This is a genomic window from Enterobacter sp. SLBN-59 (assembly GCF_024807915.1).
Taxonomy (GTDB): domain Bacteria; phylum Pseudomonadota; class Gammaproteobacteria; order Enterobacterales; family Enterobacteriaceae; genus Enterobacter; species Enterobacter asburiae_B.
On sequence record NZ_JANUFI010000001.1, the window covers coordinates 142,594 to 155,874 of the forward strand.

At 58.0% G+C, this 13,281-nt stretch carries 13 protein-coding genes and 1 tRNA gene; 6 read left to right on the top strand and 8 right to left on the bottom strand.

Annotation, left to right across the window (positions count from 1 at the left end):
* Nucleotides 1–9: 9 nt before the first annotated feature.
* Nucleotides 10–618: a glutathione S-transferase gene (locus tag M2422_RS00625; protein WP_081273707.1), complete on the bottom strand. Its 609-nt coding sequence runs from the start codon at nucleotides 616–618 to the stop codon at nucleotides 10–12.
* 170 nt (nucleotides 619–788) lie between these two features.
* Between M2422_RS00625 and M2422_RS00630 the strand changes: the two genes are divergently transcribed.
* The 3 genes from M2422_RS00630 (at nucleotide 789) to M2422_RS00640 (ending at nucleotide 2,520) form a co-directional block, all read left to right on the top strand.
* Nucleotides 789–1,682 (top strand): LysR substrate-binding domain-containing protein, encoded by an 894-nt coding sequence (locus M2422_RS00630; protein ID WP_064672770.1) that lies wholly within the window; start codon nucleotides 789–791, stop codon nucleotides 1,680–1,682.
* Between the two features lie 177 nt (nucleotides 1,683–1,859).
* Entirely contained in the window at nucleotides 1,860–2,213 is a 354-nt protein-coding gene (locus M2422_RS00635; protein WP_064672955.1) for a type II toxin-antitoxin system RelE/ParE family toxin, read from the top strand.
* Between the two features lie 4 nt (nucleotides 2,214–2,217).
* Entirely contained in the window at nucleotides 2,218–2,520 is a 303-nt protein-coding gene (locus M2422_RS00640; protein ID WP_064672769.1) for an XRE family transcriptional regulator, read from the top strand.
* Nucleotides 2,521–2,595: 75 nt separating this feature from the next.
* Here M2422_RS00640 and M2422_RS00645 read toward each other — a convergent pair whose 3' ends face one another.
* On the bottom strand, nucleotides 2,596–3,516 hold the full coding sequence (locus M2422_RS00645; protein WP_064672768.1) for a LysR family transcriptional regulator: 921 nt from the start codon (nucleotides 3,514–3,516) through the stop codon (nucleotides 2,596–2,598).
* A gap of 141 nt (nucleotides 3,517–3,657) precedes the next feature.
* Here M2422_RS00645 and M2422_RS00650 point away from each other — a divergent pair, with 141 nt between their 5' ends.
* From M2422_RS00650 to M2422_RS00660, 3 genes are all read left to right on the top strand, one after another.
* Nucleotides 3,658–4,047, top strand: coding sequence for a RidA family protein (locus tag M2422_RS00650; protein ID WP_059445031.1), 390 nt, complete (start codon nucleotides 3,658–3,660; stop codon nucleotides 4,045–4,047).
* A 291-nt stretch (nucleotides 4,048–4,338) separates the two neighbouring features.
* Nucleotides 4,339–4,596 (top strand): antitoxin, encoded by a 258-nt coding sequence (locus tag M2422_RS00655; RefSeq protein ID WP_033145928.1) that lies wholly within the window; start codon nucleotides 4,339–4,341, stop codon nucleotides 4,594–4,596.
* On the top strand, nucleotides 4,597–4,929 hold the full coding sequence (locus tag M2422_RS00660) for a type II toxin-antitoxin system PemK/MazF family toxin (RefSeq protein ID WP_064672767.1): 333 nt from the start codon (nucleotides 4,597–4,599) through the stop codon (nucleotides 4,927–4,929). It abuts the gene before it with no gap.
* A 54-nt stretch (nucleotides 4,930–4,983) separates the two neighbouring features.
* Here the strand turns inward: M2422_RS00660 and M2422_RS00665 are convergent.
* The 6 genes from M2422_RS00665 to M2422_RS00690 all read right to left on the bottom strand — a co-directional run bounded on the left by M2422_RS00665 (nucleotide 4,984) and on the right by M2422_RS00690 (nucleotide 13,190).
* Nucleotides 4,984–5,059, bottom strand: a tRNA-Asn gene (locus M2422_RS00665).
* A gap of 164 nt (nucleotides 5,060–5,223) precedes the next feature.
* On the bottom strand, nucleotides 5,224–7,413 hold the full coding sequence (locus M2422_RS00670) for a TonB-dependent siderophore receptor (RefSeq protein WP_259139475.1): 2,190 nt from the start codon (nucleotides 7,411–7,413) through the stop codon (nucleotides 5,224–5,226).
* A gap of 26 nt (nucleotides 7,414–7,439) precedes the next feature.
* Entirely contained in the window at nucleotides 7,440–8,765 is a 1,326-nt protein-coding gene (locus tag M2422_RS00675; protein ID WP_064672766.1) for a lysine N(6)-hydroxylase/L-ornithine N(5)-oxygenase family protein, read from the bottom strand.
* A complete protein-coding gene (gene iucC, locus M2422_RS00680; protein WP_074399136.1) occupies nucleotides 8,762–10,504 on the bottom strand; it encodes an IucA/IucC family siderophore biosynthesis protein in 1,743 nt (580 codons plus the stop codon). The genes M2422_RS00675 and iucC overlap by 4 nt, the downstream gene beginning before the upstream one ends.
* Nucleotides 10,501–11,448: a GNAT family N-acetyltransferase gene (locus tag M2422_RS00685; protein ID WP_064672765.1), complete on the bottom strand. Its 948-nt coding sequence runs from the start codon at nucleotides 11,446–11,448 to the stop codon at nucleotides 10,501–10,503. The genes iucC and M2422_RS00685 overlap by 4 nt, the downstream gene beginning before the upstream one ends.
* Nucleotides 11,448–13,190, bottom strand: coding sequence for an IucA/IucC family siderophore biosynthesis protein (locus M2422_RS00690; RefSeq protein ID WP_064672764.1), 1,743 nt, complete (start codon nucleotides 13,188–13,190; stop codon nucleotides 11,448–11,450). The genes M2422_RS00685 and M2422_RS00690 overlap by 1 nt, the downstream gene beginning before the upstream one ends.
* Between the last annotated feature and the right edge of the window lie 91 nt (nucleotides 13,191–13,281).

Here is a 13,281-nt window from a genome sequence, read left to right on the forward strand (position 1 = left end):
GCTCATCGCTTAGCTGAACGGATATTTTTTAAAGACCGCCTGTGATTCGAATGATTCGGTAACCGCCTGAATCTCTCTAAAATCCGCTGCGTTAACGACGTGCGGGATCATCGACTGAATAAACGTCCAGACAACCGTGCTCGTGACGGCAACCTGATCGGGAACGGCGGAGGCCGGACGCGTCTCCAGCAAGGCATTCCATTCCCTGCAGGCCGCCAGCAGCTGGGTGGTAATGCGATCGACCCATAAAGCGTGCTGCTTTTCCACCGGGCGCTGGTTGTGCTCATACACATTTTGCACGGCTTTCTCCGCGGCGGCGAGGATAAAACCCAGCGTCTGAATATCGTTTGCCAGCGCATCCGGCGCGACGGGCAGAAGTCTCCGCTCGGGTGTGGCCTGAGCCTCGAAATAATTCAGTATCAGCGACGAGTCCATCAAACGTATTCCGTTATCCAGAATCAGCGTGGGCGCTTTTACCGCGGGGTTGATTCGGGAGAACGCGTCGAAGGTGCTGAATACCGACAGCGGCTGACTTTCAAACTCAACGCCATAAAGTTCAAGGGAAATCGCCACGCGCCGTACATAAGGTGAATCCATAATGCCAACAAGCTTAATCATCGTTGCCGTTTTCCTGTCTCTGTGAAATAACGCGTCATTGAAGAGGATGAACAAACAGTACAATACAAACTTCCTGGCGAATATCTTCAGTATCTTACCGTAAAGGTTAGTATTACTGACATGTGGGCAAGTTGCCGTTATACATCCAGCGCGGATAAGGAAGTGCTTTCATGTCGGATTTTCCACCCATTGCCAGTTTGCGAAGCTTTGAAGCCGTCGCCCGTCTTGGCAGCGTGACGCTGGCGGCGAAAGAGCTCCACGTTACCCATTCCGCAATCAGCCAGCAGATCAAAGTGCTGGAGGAGATGGTGGGCGTAAAGCTCTTTATCCGTCAGGGACGCGGGGTGCAGATTAACGAAGAAGGGCGGCTCTATGCCTTACAGGTACGCGAGGCGTTGAACCATATCGCAGATGCCACCCGGCTTGTACAGGTGAAGCCGAGAAAGCAGGAGCTGACGCTGGCGATGGTGCCGTCTTTTGGATGCCACTGGCTGTTGCCGCGTCTGGAACGCTTTCGGGCGAAATATCCACTTATCACTCTTCGGATCCAGGCCAGCCTGACGGTCACCAGCCTGCAGCAGGAAGGAACAGACATCGCGATACGGATGGGGAAGGGAAACTGGGAAGGGAGTGAAAGCCAGTACCTTTTTTCCGATGAGCTTATTGTGGTGGCCGCACCCGGCTATAACGACGGTGTGCTGCCCGCTACGCCGGCTGAGATTGCAAAAAGTCATATTATTTTTTCCATGGAGTCGTGGAAAACGTGGTGCGTAAATGCGGGGCTGGAGAAAGAGATCGTGCCTGGCGGTTTATGCATTAACGACTCGAATTTAATTATCGAAGCCGTTCGGCTCGGGAAAGGCATCGCGCTGGAGCGCCGCTCTCTGGTTCAGGATGCCATCACCCGGGGCGAGCTGGTCCAGCTAACCTCAATTACCGCGCCGTATCCCTGGCCTTACTGGCTGGTGAAAGCGCAGTCAACGGAGACGAAGCCCGAGGTGGCTCTTTTTGTCGCGTGGCTGGATGAGGAAGTGGCGGCCTGGCGGCAGTTGCTGGGCTGCTGAACTTTTTCCGATTCTGCTCGTAACAAAATGAATATCCAACAAGGGATACATAGAATTACTCCGGCACGCATTCAGTATTTCCGTAACCCCACAAGATTCTGCTTTTCCATCTCAGCATAATCATCGCTATAGCTTTGCATGTATATAGCTTTTGATCTATATTGGATGGGAGGTCTTGTGTGGGCAATTAACACGACGGACAGGTTTGATCGCTGGTTCACTTCGCTTGACGATACCGAACGCGCCAGCGTACTTGCAGCACTGCTTGTTTTGCGAGAGAAGGGGCCGGGTTTATCGAGACCCTACGCTGATACGCTTAAAGGCTCTCGTCACAGCAACATGAAAGAGCTACGTATTCAGAGTAAGGGCGATCCCTTGCGGGCATTTTTCGCCTTTGATCCAAACCGCACGGGTATCGTGCTTTGTGCGGGCAATAAGGTCGGCAATGAAAGGCTATTCTACGATGAGATGCTTCTCGTTGCTGACCGGGAATTCACTCACTGGCTGAATAGATTAAAAGAGAGGGAATAGCGCGATGGGAAGAACCCTTGAGCAGCTTATAGCGGATGAAAAGCAGGAGGTTGTCGCCAGCGCTCAGGCGATAGCAACGGATATTTTGCTCAACATTCATCTTGCTGAGTTACGCGAGAAAGTACAAAAAACGCAGGTAGAAATGGCGCAGGCGTTGGGTATCAGGCAACCTACCGTTGCGGTAATGGAAAAGCCCGGGCGCGATTTGAAACTCTCTTCTCTCAAGCGCTACGTTGAGGCGGCGGGCGGAAAGCTGCGGCTTGATGTGGAGCTGCCGGACGGCTCGCACTATGAGTTTGTGCTGTAGGGCAGAAAAGCATAAAGCCTGCTTCAAAACCGCCAGCATGACCGTCACTCGGCGGTGATGAGCGAATAGATGCAGTTACTTATTTGTAGAAGTGGGGACATGCTGCTGCATCAATTCAACGATCCAATCAATAAAAACGCGCAGTTTGGCGTTAACGTGGCGGTTCGGCGGAAAGGCCAGGTACAGAGGCATTGGGTTAATACGCCAGTCTTCAAATAGCGGAATCAAGGAGCCACAAGCCTGATGTGCTGCCGCCATATAAACGGGTAGTGCAATCACGCCTAATCCCGCGAGCCCGGCTTCGAGGTAGGCATTACCATCATCCACTGCAAGCACGTAGCTGCCCGTGATTTCAATATGTTCGCTCTCACCGTGCAGTACCAGAGGATCAACCTTGCCGGTGCGTGAGGACAAGAATCCCACTATGCGATGGTCCGTGTTTTCCAGCTCTCGCGGATGCGCAGGTGCGCCGAGGCGTTCCACATAGCTCGGTGCGACGTAAACACCGATTTGCAAATCGCCGACATGGCGTGCGATCAGGGACTGGTCGTTGATTTCACCGCCGCGCACGACGCAATCCACGTTGTCGCCGATCAGATCCACCACCCGGTCACTCACGCCCATGTCGAACTGGATATCAGGGTAGCGCGCGTGAAAAGCCGGTAGCGCGGGCACCAGCACCAGGCGGGCGAGAGGAGTGGGCACGTCCACCCGTAGTCGCCCCCGGGGCATCATCGTTGCACTGGACAGGCTGTTTTCAGCATCTTCCATGTCCGCCAGCAGGCGGATGACGCGCTCGTAGTAGACCGCGCCATCAGGAGTCACACCGAGCCTGCGGGTGGTGCGGTGGAGCAGCTTGACGCGCAGGCGCGCTTCCAGCTGCTGAATAAGCTGCGTCACCGTGGTTTTACTCATATGAAGCGTTTGGGCAGCCTTGGTGAAACTGCCTGCCTCCACCACGCGAGCAAAGGCGCGCATCGCATCGAAACGATCCATCCCAAGTCCTCTCTTTTCACCGATTGTTTGGATATTACAAACAATGATGGACAAAGTCGCTTGTTTATCCGCCCGATCCGACACCTGTAAAGTGTCTTTATGTTCACCGGGCAGATTTCGCCCCATTACAGAGGCACAAACATGACAACACGCGAAGCCGTTTTTCCCTTCGGTCGGCAGGCGCTCTACGAGCGCAACCGGTATTCACCCGCCATCAAATCTAACGGCTTCCTGTTTGTTTCGGGACAGGTTGGTAGCCGGGAGGATGGTTCGCCTGAAGAGGATCTCAACGCGCAGATCCGGCTGGCATTCGATAACCTTAATGCTGTTCTTGCGGCTGCGGGCTGCACGTTCGATGACGTGGTTGACGTTACCCTCTTTGTCGTCGATCCCGAGTCAAACCTCGACGCTATCTGGAGTATCCTGCCAGAATATTGGGGGGAAGCGCCTTACCCTACGTTGACCGGGATCGGCGTGACGTGGCTGTACGGATTCCAGTTTGAGATTAAGGTGATTGCCAGGCTGCCCTGAGCGTTACGGGTCTTTCCGACGGTCAAAAGACAATACAGCGGGCGCAGCTCCGATCCGGAAGCCGCCTCGCATTTCGTTTATCCGATTCGCCATAATCCTTTGAACCGCAAAAACAGTTTTCTATTATCAGCCTTCTTAGTTCCGCGCTTCGTTCCCGCCTGCACTGCCCTTCGATGGATAACGGCTTTATGGACACCTAAATACGAAAAGGAAATCACCATGAATCTGATGAATAATTGTGCACTTCCCGCCATGAATGTTATATTAAAATATAATATCCGGAGGTGCGCTATGTATACAACTCGTCTGAAAAAGGTCGGCGGATCCATCATGCTGGCGGTTCCTCCCGCCGTGCTGAAAACGCTGGAACTGTCGACGGACAGCGAAGTCGGCATGACCATTAATAATGGCTGCCTGATTATTGAACCCCAGAAGCGGCCTCACTATTCGCTTGAGGAACTGCTGGCGCAGTGCGATCCGCACGCTGAAATGAGCGAAGAGGAGCGGGAATGGATCGATGCGCCTGCGGTGGGCAGGGAGATCCTGTAAATGGACAGAGGGGAAATCTGGCTTGTTTCACTGGATCCGATTGCTGGCCACGAGCAAAGTGGAAAACGTCCGGTTCTTATCGTATCGAAGGCATCGTTTAACAAGCTGACCCGGTTACCGGTAGTGGTTCCCGTCACCAGCGGCGGAAACTTTGCACGTACGGCAGGTTTCACCGTTTCACTGGAAGGGGCGGGAACAACAACAACGGGCGTTATTCGCTGCGACCAGCCCAGAACCATTGATATGGCTGCCCGGAACGGCATGCGGCTGGAACGCATACCTGACGCCGTTGTAAATGAAGTGCTTGCCAGGCTGGATGCGATTCTGAATTAACATCAGTGACGCAGAAAAGCAAAAAGCCTGCTTCAAAAGCAGGCTTTTCAAATTTGGCTCCTCTGACTGGACTCGAACCAGTGACATACGGATTAACAGTCCGCCGTTCTACCGACTGAACTACAGAGGAATCGTGTGAACGGGGCGAATATTATCGACCTGCGTTCACCTTGTCAAAGGGGGAAATTAAACTTTTCGTTCGTTTGCCGACAATTTCAGCAAATCGCTGATTTTATAGCAAATTCGCGTTGAAATTACACAGCAAAATGCGCCGCCCGCAGGCGGCGCGCAGGATCAGAACAGTACGGAGTAGTTCAGACCAAACGTACGTCCGCGGCCTTTATAGGTATACAGCCCCGGTGCGCCGTAGGTTGGGCTATACAGCCCCGGTGCGCGCTGGCCCCAGGCGGTGGTGTAGTCTTTGTCCAGCAGGTTTTCCACGCTGAAGCTGACCTTGCCCACCGGCAGGGCGTAGCTGCCCAGGAAGTCGACCGTGTTATAGCCATCGATCTTCTTGCCGTCGGAGTCTGACACGTCAAAGGTCTGCGTGCTCTGTACGCGCAGGGTCCAGTCGCCCGGCGCCCAGTTGACCCATGCGCTGGCTTTCGACGGGCTGGCGCTGTCAACCGTCAGCTTCTCCCATTTCCCGTTTTCGCGCGTTTCAGACTTGATGGCGTTAAAGTTCGCACCGGTGCTCCAGTCGCTGTCGGTGAAGAAATAGTCCACCTGACCTTCCACCCCGTAGATACGACGCTTGTCGTCTTCCAGGTTGATGGTCATATCCGTCTTGTTGATGGTGATGGTTTTATTCGAGAGCGAGTAATACGCCGCGACCTGCGTGCGCAGGTTATCGCCGGTATAGCGCCAGCCCAGCTCATAAGCGTTGACCTTGATACCGTCCAGCGTCGAGTCGTTCACGTTGACGCTGTTCAGCAGGCGATAGTGACCGTTGCTGAGCTGATAGGTGCCGGAGCCGTAGTACTTCGCCAGGTCCGGAATTTCGAAGCCCTGGGAGAAGTTAAACCACAGCTGCTGCTGTTCGGTCAGGCGACCGAGGATCCCGGCGTTAAACAGGAAGTTGTTGTAATCGGTTTTCCCGCCCGGCACCGCGTCGGCGGAGGTGGCTTTCCCGGTGGCGATGGCCTGCTGCTGGGTATAACCGACAAAGTCGTCCACCTTGTTTTCGGTGTACTGATAACGCACGCCGCCGCTCAGGGTGATGGCGTCAATGTCGTAGCTGGCCTGCAGGAACGGGGCGAGGTTGGTGATGCTGTAGCCCGGGTAACGGCCCACGTTGTAGGCGTTATCCAGCTCCATGCCGCCGCTCGCCGCGGCCTTGCTCAGGTTAAAGAACTGCTGGTTGGCATCGAAGGTTTCGTGGTCGGCATCCACACCCCAGGTCAGCGTTAAATCGTCCACCGGCTTGCTGTTCAGCGTCAGCTTGCCGCCGTAAAAATCGGTTTTCTGCTGGGACGCGCCGATGCTGCTCACCACGCCTTTGGTCAGGGTCGGGAACGGATAATAGGTCAGGCTCTCGTCGCGATAGTAAATCTGTGCGACCAGATCCTGGCCCCAGAAATCGGTATTGGAGTACTGCAGGTTAATCAGATGGCGCTCGGTGCCCGGTACGCGGTCAGAATCAAGATTATCTTTGTTGTACGCGGTCGCATCGCCTGTTACCGCCGAGAAGTTTTTCCCGAGATACAGCCCATGCTTGCCGTCGGACTCGCTCTTGTAGTACTGGGTCGTCAGCTGCAGCTGCTGACGATCGTCAATGTTGATGGTGCCTGTGCCCATCACATCTATACGGTCGGAATACTGGAGGCCGGTCTGGGTGTTATCGATAATCACCTCGTTGCCTTTGCCGTCATACCAGCCGCCGTAGCGCTGATACGACACCGACAGACGACCGGAGGCGTTGTCGTTACCGCCGCTTACGGCTGCCGACACGTTCTCATCGCGATCGTTGTGGCTGTTAAACCCGCTCTTTGCCCCGGTCTGGAACTCCACTTCGGTCTCCGGCTGGCCCTTTTTGGTGACGATGTTCACCAGGCCGCCGGTGCTGCCGCCGCCGTAGAGCGAGGTGGCGCCGGAGATCACTTCGATACGGTCAATGTTGAACGGATCGATAGAGTCCAGCTGGCGGCTGTCGCTGCGGGACGAGTTCAGGCGAACGCCGTCCACCATCACCATCATGGAGCGGCCGCGCAGGTTCATGCCGTAGTTGGTACGGCCCTGGCTGCTGACGTCCATACCTGGGATCAGCTGTGCCAGCACTTCTTTAATCTCTTTCCCGCCCTGAACCTGCTGCTCAATTTCAGCCCGTTCAATGACCCAGGTGGTCTGCGCCATCTCCGCCACGCTGCGGTGCGCGCGGCTGGCGGAGACCACGATATTTTCTTCCTTTTGTTCTTCCGCCCACGCAGAGGTAGAAAGCATTGCAAGCAAGCAAGGATTTAAAACCCAAAGATGAGAACGTTTCATTGTTATGTTGATCCTGATTGTGTGTGTCAGTACTCGGTGGTTTTTGCTAACGATTTAAAAACCGGGCTGTTCTCCGGGCTGGTGGTGCTGCGCCAGTGGATAACGCCGGGTGTGGTAGCCAGCTCAAACGGCTCGTCGGCGTGCGCGCGATTAAGAATTCGCGCCGCGCGCCAGGCCATCAGGCTGAGCTGGGGTTCGGCAATGCCGAGACGGTGCATCCCGGCATTCACGGCGAACAGGCGGTTGCTCTGCGGGCCGTCCCATTCGAGGGTGAAATCGTTGTTAATGCAGAAGGCTTCGTCCGTATCCAGATGCAGGCGGTGAGACAGCGGCGCGAGGAACGCGGGCTGCACGGCGCGGTAGCCGGTGGCGAAAATCACCACGTCGCTCTCCAGCTGCTCGCGGCCGCCGTCGAGGTGATGCTGAATGCTCAGGCGATGGCCGTTTTCCTGGCGCGTCAGCGCCGTCACCGAGCGGGACGGCAGGAGATGCGCCCAGGGTTTTTCACGCAGCACTTCGAAGCGGTGGTACATGGCGCGGTAAATCGCCAGCAGGGACTCGGTGGTGATCCCGTCGGACGTCATCTTCTGCTCGTGCAGCATCTGCCGACGGGCCTCTTCACCCAGCGTGGAGAAGCTGTCCACGTACTCCGGCGTGAAATACTCGTTGGCAAAGGCGGCTTCATCCAGCGCATTATAGTTATTGCGGCGTGATACCCAGTTCAGGCTCAGCGGCTGGCCCCATTCGCCGCGGAAGATATTCAAAAACAGGTCGGCGCCGCTCTGGCCGCCGCCGACGACGGTGACGCGCTTGCCCGCGAGATCCGGCGTGCGCAGCATCATCTCGCTGGCGTGGAAGCAGGTATCGTCCTGCGCGGTAACGCAGTCAGGCAGGTTGATCTGTTTGCCAATCCCCACGCAGACGTGGCGCGCCAGGAAACGGTCGCGCTGGGTCACCACCTCAAACAGGCCGCTTTTCTCATCAAAGCTCACCTGCTGTACCTGCTGGCTGAAGGCGAGGTTGGTAAGGTTTTCCGCCGCCCAGCACAGGTAGTCCGCAAACTCTTCGCGGGAGACGGTGCGCTGCTCGGTAGTCAGGAAGCGGTAGAACTTTTTGCGCTGCACCAGGTAGTTCAGGAAGCTGTGGCGGTTGGTTGGCTCCACGGCGCTGACCAGATCCTTCAGGAAGCTGGTCTGCATGTGGCAGTCCGGCACCATCATTCCCGGGTGCCAGGAGAAGTGCGGTTTACGCTCAAGGAACAGCGAGCTAAAGCCGTCCAGCCCTTCGGCCAGAGCGGCGATGCTGAGGTTAAACGGGCCAATACCAATGCCGATGAAATCATAGGTTTTCATTGCGCTGACTCCCGGGAGGCGAGAAAAAGAGGGTTATCAAGGTCGGTGACATAGTTCGGCAGCATGCGGCTGCCGCCGTCGTGTTCGGAGAAGGTCAGTTTGACCGGGTTGAGGATCACGCGAATAATCTGCGGCTTGAAGAGATCGAATTTGGCGAAGCGTTCTGCCAGATCCGGGTGCGCCGCCATATAACCCCGTAAGACCCCGGCCAGAATCTGGTAGAAACGCGTTTCGCTCACGCCGCATTGCAGCGTGAGGCGCGAGATAAAGCGCAGCACCGTCACAAAATTACCGGTTTGCAGGTCGTGAATAATGTAATCCGCGCTCAGGCGCGCCGTGACGGCCTTCACCTGCTCCGGCAGGCTCCGGGCCTGCGGGAAATCCTCATCCACCAGGCGCATATCGCCCTGGAAATCTTTCAGCAGAATGCGCTGCGGGACGTAATCCTTCATCACCAGCGTCACGTTCTGGCCGTGGGCGATCAGCGCCACGCCGTAGCGGCAGAGCAGGTGATAGAACGGGATCACCGTTGCCTCAAACAGCTTTTCAAGCCACGCGTCGGCGCTTAGCCCCGAGCGTTTAATCCACGCGTCGATCAGCGGGCGCCCGGCATTGTCGGTTTCCATCAGCGCCGCCATCAGCACCGCCTGTTCACCGTCTTCTACATAACAGGACGGATTCTCGCGCCAGATCACCCCCAGCATCTCCTGATAGCGGTAGGGCGCTTTCGGCAATGCGGCATAGCCCTGATGCGACAGATAACCGGCGGCGGGTTCGCCAAGCACCTGAGCACCGGAGCGGATCAGCGTGGCGTCGGTAGCGAACTGCTGCTGCAGCCAGCGCGAAGCCAGCGGCCCGGCGGCAATGTACTTGCCCGGGATGCCGCGATAGCAGGAGGTGTTGTAGATGGTCAGCGGAAGCTTGATGTCATACGGCGCGCGACGGCTGGCGTTAGTGAGCGTGCGCAGGGACTGCTGCGCCTGATACTCGTCGCCAAATTCGCCCAGCTCAACCATCTCACCGCGCGCCAGCTGCGCCAGGAAATGAACGGCGATCTTCTGCTGCCACTGCCACGGGTGCAGCGGCACCGGCAGCCAGCCGTCGTTGAGACCCAGCGCGTGCCAGCGGGCGTCAAAGCGGGCGCGCTCGGCGTTGTCCATGGCGCTGGCCAGCAGGGCGCTGATATCGCAATCGGCGTCGCTGCTCCAGACCAGATGCTCCCGCTGAACGGCGACCCAGTGCAGGCGAAAACGTCCGCGATACTCAGGCGCGTACTGACGCAGCGCGTCCAGGCCCCAGCCGCGGCGACCTTTGTTGAAAATAAACTTCGGGTGACCGCTCATCAGACACTGTAATTCGTCCGGGTCGAGGTGGATCAGCGCGTCCGCGTCCAGCGCTTCACGGGCCTGCAGCAGCTGCATGTCGCCGCGCAGCGTGGCGTAGAGATCTTCCATATGCTCTGCCGTTTGCGCGTCGCTCATCTCCAGCACTTTCGCCAGCTGCAGCAGCGCGCGTTCCGCTTCCACGGCATCGCCGCTGGCGGCGATCAGGCTGTCCGGGTCGATATGCAGCCAGCCCCAGATCCCGCGCATGGCGCAAAACTGCCATGTTTCGCTGCCCATGGCGATGCGCCAGCCGTCCGACGAAACCGGCTCAGCGCGCAGGGTGCGTTCGTACTCAAGCTCGGCGAGGATCTTCGCCACCATCTCGCGGTTCACTTTCTGCCAGAGCGCGTTCACAGTTCCACCTCGCTGAAGAAGCGGTGGCGCTGGCTCATGATGAGGCGCGAGCGCTTGTGCGGGAAGTCGAACTCTTTCACCGTGTCGAAACCGGCGGAGGCCAGATGGCGGAACAGGCGCTGGTTGTCGAAGCGCGGCTCGGCGACGATACGCGCGGTGCGCGGTTCATCGAGATAAAGATAATGGCTCAGGCCGCGCAGCCAGCTGCGGATGTACTGCGCGCCGCGCCAGTTCTCTTCGCCCACCAGCATGTGCAGCCCGCGGTCAAATGGCTGCCAGCGGTAGTGGCGGCCAATGCGGTCTTCTGGCGCCCAGTAGAGCTCAAAATAGCCGAACGGCTGGTCGTCGAAGCAGCCGATAACCGGGTAGCAGTAGGTCGAGTCAAGCTGACGGCGCAGGTAGCTTTCCTGCTCGGCCTGCGGGCCCGCCATCTCCCAGAAGGCGTTCACGCGCGGGTTGTTCATCCAGCGCGTAAAGCGCTCGCCGTCCAGCGCCACGTCGACCACGCGGAAGCTGAGGGTGCGCTTAATTTGCGGATCGTAGCGACGGTATACTTCGCCCTGCGGGCGGTGAGGACGCAGCGGGAAGTACAGCTGACGGCTCTCATCAAACTGCATCCCGCCGCTGGCCTGCGGCCGTTCGCCTTTCAGCCACAGCGGCAGCTGCCAGAAGGTTTCGCGTGCCAGATAGTCCCCGTGGGCCAGGCTAAACAGCGCCTGCGCCTGGGGTTCATCCTGCCAGGTTGCCCAGGTCAGGGTAACGCCGGTCAGCGCGGGCGCGGCAACAAACAGCTGATCGAGTGCTTCGACCAGCCAGCCGTCCGGGATCCCATTCAGACGCTCGAGCACCGCGCTGCCGTCGAGACCCAACGTCAGCGGCAGCGCGCGATCCGTTGCGGTGCAGCGAAAGCCGTAGCCGGAATGGACGATATTCGCGATTGCCATTACGCCTTCTCCTTGTAAAACGGGTTGCTAAAGTCGAAATAGATCACCGCCGGATCGACGATGGTGTTTTCATTGCGATCGTGCAGGTAGCAGAAGAAGTTGCCTTTGCAGTTCCAGGTCGGGCTGTCGAGCACGTAGTCGAGGCAGCGGGTCTGCTTCGCCGTGCGGCGCAGTTCGGCCAGCGCGTGGCGCACGCGGGACATCAGGTTCTCCTCGCTGTCGAAACCGGCGGCGGCGAGGGCGGCGGTGACGGCAAGGGTAGAGTTCAGCAGCAGGTAATAAGGGAAGTAGCGCAGCAGCTGGCTCTCACCGAAGCGGTTTTCCACCTCGGTTTCGCCCGCTGAATTCAGCCACGCGTCGGCCCCTTCGGTCCACGCGCTGCCCTGGCAGTCGCGGTAGATCAGCCCGACGGGGAAATCCTGCTGCATCTCAACGAGGATATTTTGCTGGTGCGCCAGCAGGACCAGGCCGTAGTCCGCCTCGGCGCTGAACAGCGGGAGCAACACGCGGTCGCAATAGGCGTCCAGCCAGCAGCGGGCGGCCTTGGCGAGGGGTAAATCCAGACGCTGGCTCAGACGGCGCACCGCGGAGGCCAGCAGGCTGTCGCCGCCGTCCGGCGCGGCCTGGGTCAGGCTCACCAGCACGTTGGTCTGGGTGTCTGGCGTATCGAACAGCAGATTGACGCGCAGGGCCATCAGGCTCTCATCCTGAATAACGCCGCTTTCGTCACGCAGCCCCGCCCAGCCGTCCTCCTGCATCACGCGCATGGTCGGGTAGCGGGCCTGTAATTCTTGCCAGCGTTCCGTTTTCGCCAGGCGCGCCAGGCGCATTCCGCGCTTAACTTCTTTGACCGACAGCGTGCGCACGGAGTTGGTCAGGCGCACGCTGAGGGAGAACTTAATCATGTCGCTGTTGGTTTCGCTGTACAGCGAGCGGGACGAGCTGGTGGGCAGCCACTGCGCGCCCGCTTCGCCCAGATCCTGCAATGCACCGTTTTCCGCCAGACGCTGGCACCAGTCCTGCTCCAGCAGAAAGTCGGCCTGCCACGGATGCATCGGCAGCAGCCAGCGGGTGTCGGTGAAGTGGCCGAGCAGCTCAGGCGCGCTCTGGGCCGCGAAGCGCAGCAGGCGCTCACGCAGGGAGACGTTCAGGCTGTCGCCGGCAACGAGCGCGCTCTCAACGGCAAACCAGCGCAGCGGGAAGCGGGAGGCGAAATCAGGAAGATAGCGACGCGCCTCTGTTTCGTTGAACGGCTCGTGCGACTTCGGCGCCGGGTGAAACGCGTGGCCGACCAGCAGCGCCTGTTCCGCTTCAGCAAACGTCAGTGGCTTATCGCGCAGGTTTACCCAGCCGTGGCGGAGATCGATCGCCTGCCAGGTGTGGGCATGGCTTTCGAGAACGCGCTGCTTAAAACGCGCCAGCGTATCGGCATCCAGCGAGCCTTTTACTGACGGTTTTTCAAGAATTAAATCAACCAGTTGATCAAATGTGACGGCGTCACCGTCATCACTGTTGCTCTGAAGAAGCGTGGCCGGGAAACGGTACTGATGATGCTGGGTGGGAGAGAAATAGCGTACCGGAACCCGAAGCGCCTGGGTTTGGGACAGCGGGATATGAATGTTCGGTAACGCATCCGCAGCGGTAGCGGGGAGATAGCGCCAGTCCTTCGTTTCGCGCAACAGGGCGTTCAAAAAACACTGGGCTGCAACGTCTGTACCGGCAGAGCGGGGCAGAGCACGCATATATGTACCTCATTCCATGATTGATAATAATTCTCGTTATGATATTCATTCTGTTTACAGTCGCAACCATTTTTGCAATATTTGTTTTCAT

Bases quoted from the DNA above. Each gene is read 5' to 3' on its own strand.
- M2422_RS00690 (WP_064672764.1), bottom strand. From the start codon at position 13,190: ATGCGTGCTCTGCCCCGCTCTGCCGGTACAGACGTTGCAGCCCAGTGT.
- M2422_RS00660 (WP_064672767.1), top strand. From the start codon at position 4,597: ATGGACAGAGGGGAAATCTGGCTTGTTTCACTGGATCCGATTGCTGGC.
- M2422_RS00655 (WP_033145928.1), top strand. From the start codon at position 4,339: ATGTATACAACTCGTCTGAAAAAGGTCGGCGGATCCATCATGCTGGCG.
- M2422_RS00630 (WP_064672770.1), top strand. From the start codon at position 789: ATGTCGGATTTTCCACCCATTGCCAGTTTGCGAAGCTTTGAAGCCGTC.
- M2422_RS00675 (WP_064672766.1), bottom strand. From the start codon at position 8,765: ATGAAAACCTATGATTTCATCGGCATTGGTATTGGCCCGTTTAACCTC.
- M2422_RS00685 (WP_064672765.1), bottom strand. From the start codon at position 11,448: ATGGCAATCGCGAATATCGTCCATTCCGGCTACGGCTTTCGCTGCACC.
- M2422_RS00625 (WP_081273707.1), bottom strand. From the start codon at position 618: ATGATTAAGCTTGTTGGCATTATGGATTCACCTTATGTACGGCGCGTG.
- M2422_RS00670 (WP_259139475.1), bottom strand. From the start codon at position 7,413: ATGAAACGTTCTCATCTTTGGGTTTTAAATCCTTGCTTGCTTGCAATG.
- M2422_RS00645 (WP_064672768.1), bottom strand. From the start codon at position 3,516: ATGGATCGTTTCGATGCGATGCGCGCCTTTGCTCGCGTGGTGGAGGCA.
- M2422_RS00640 (WP_064672769.1), top strand. From the start codon at position 2,218: ATGGGAAGAACCCTTGAGCAGCTTATAGCGGATGAAAAGCAGGAGGTT.
- M2422_RS00650 (WP_059445031.1), top strand. From the start codon at position 3,658: ATGACAACACGCGAAGCCGTTTTTCCCTTCGGTCGGCAGGCGCTCTAC.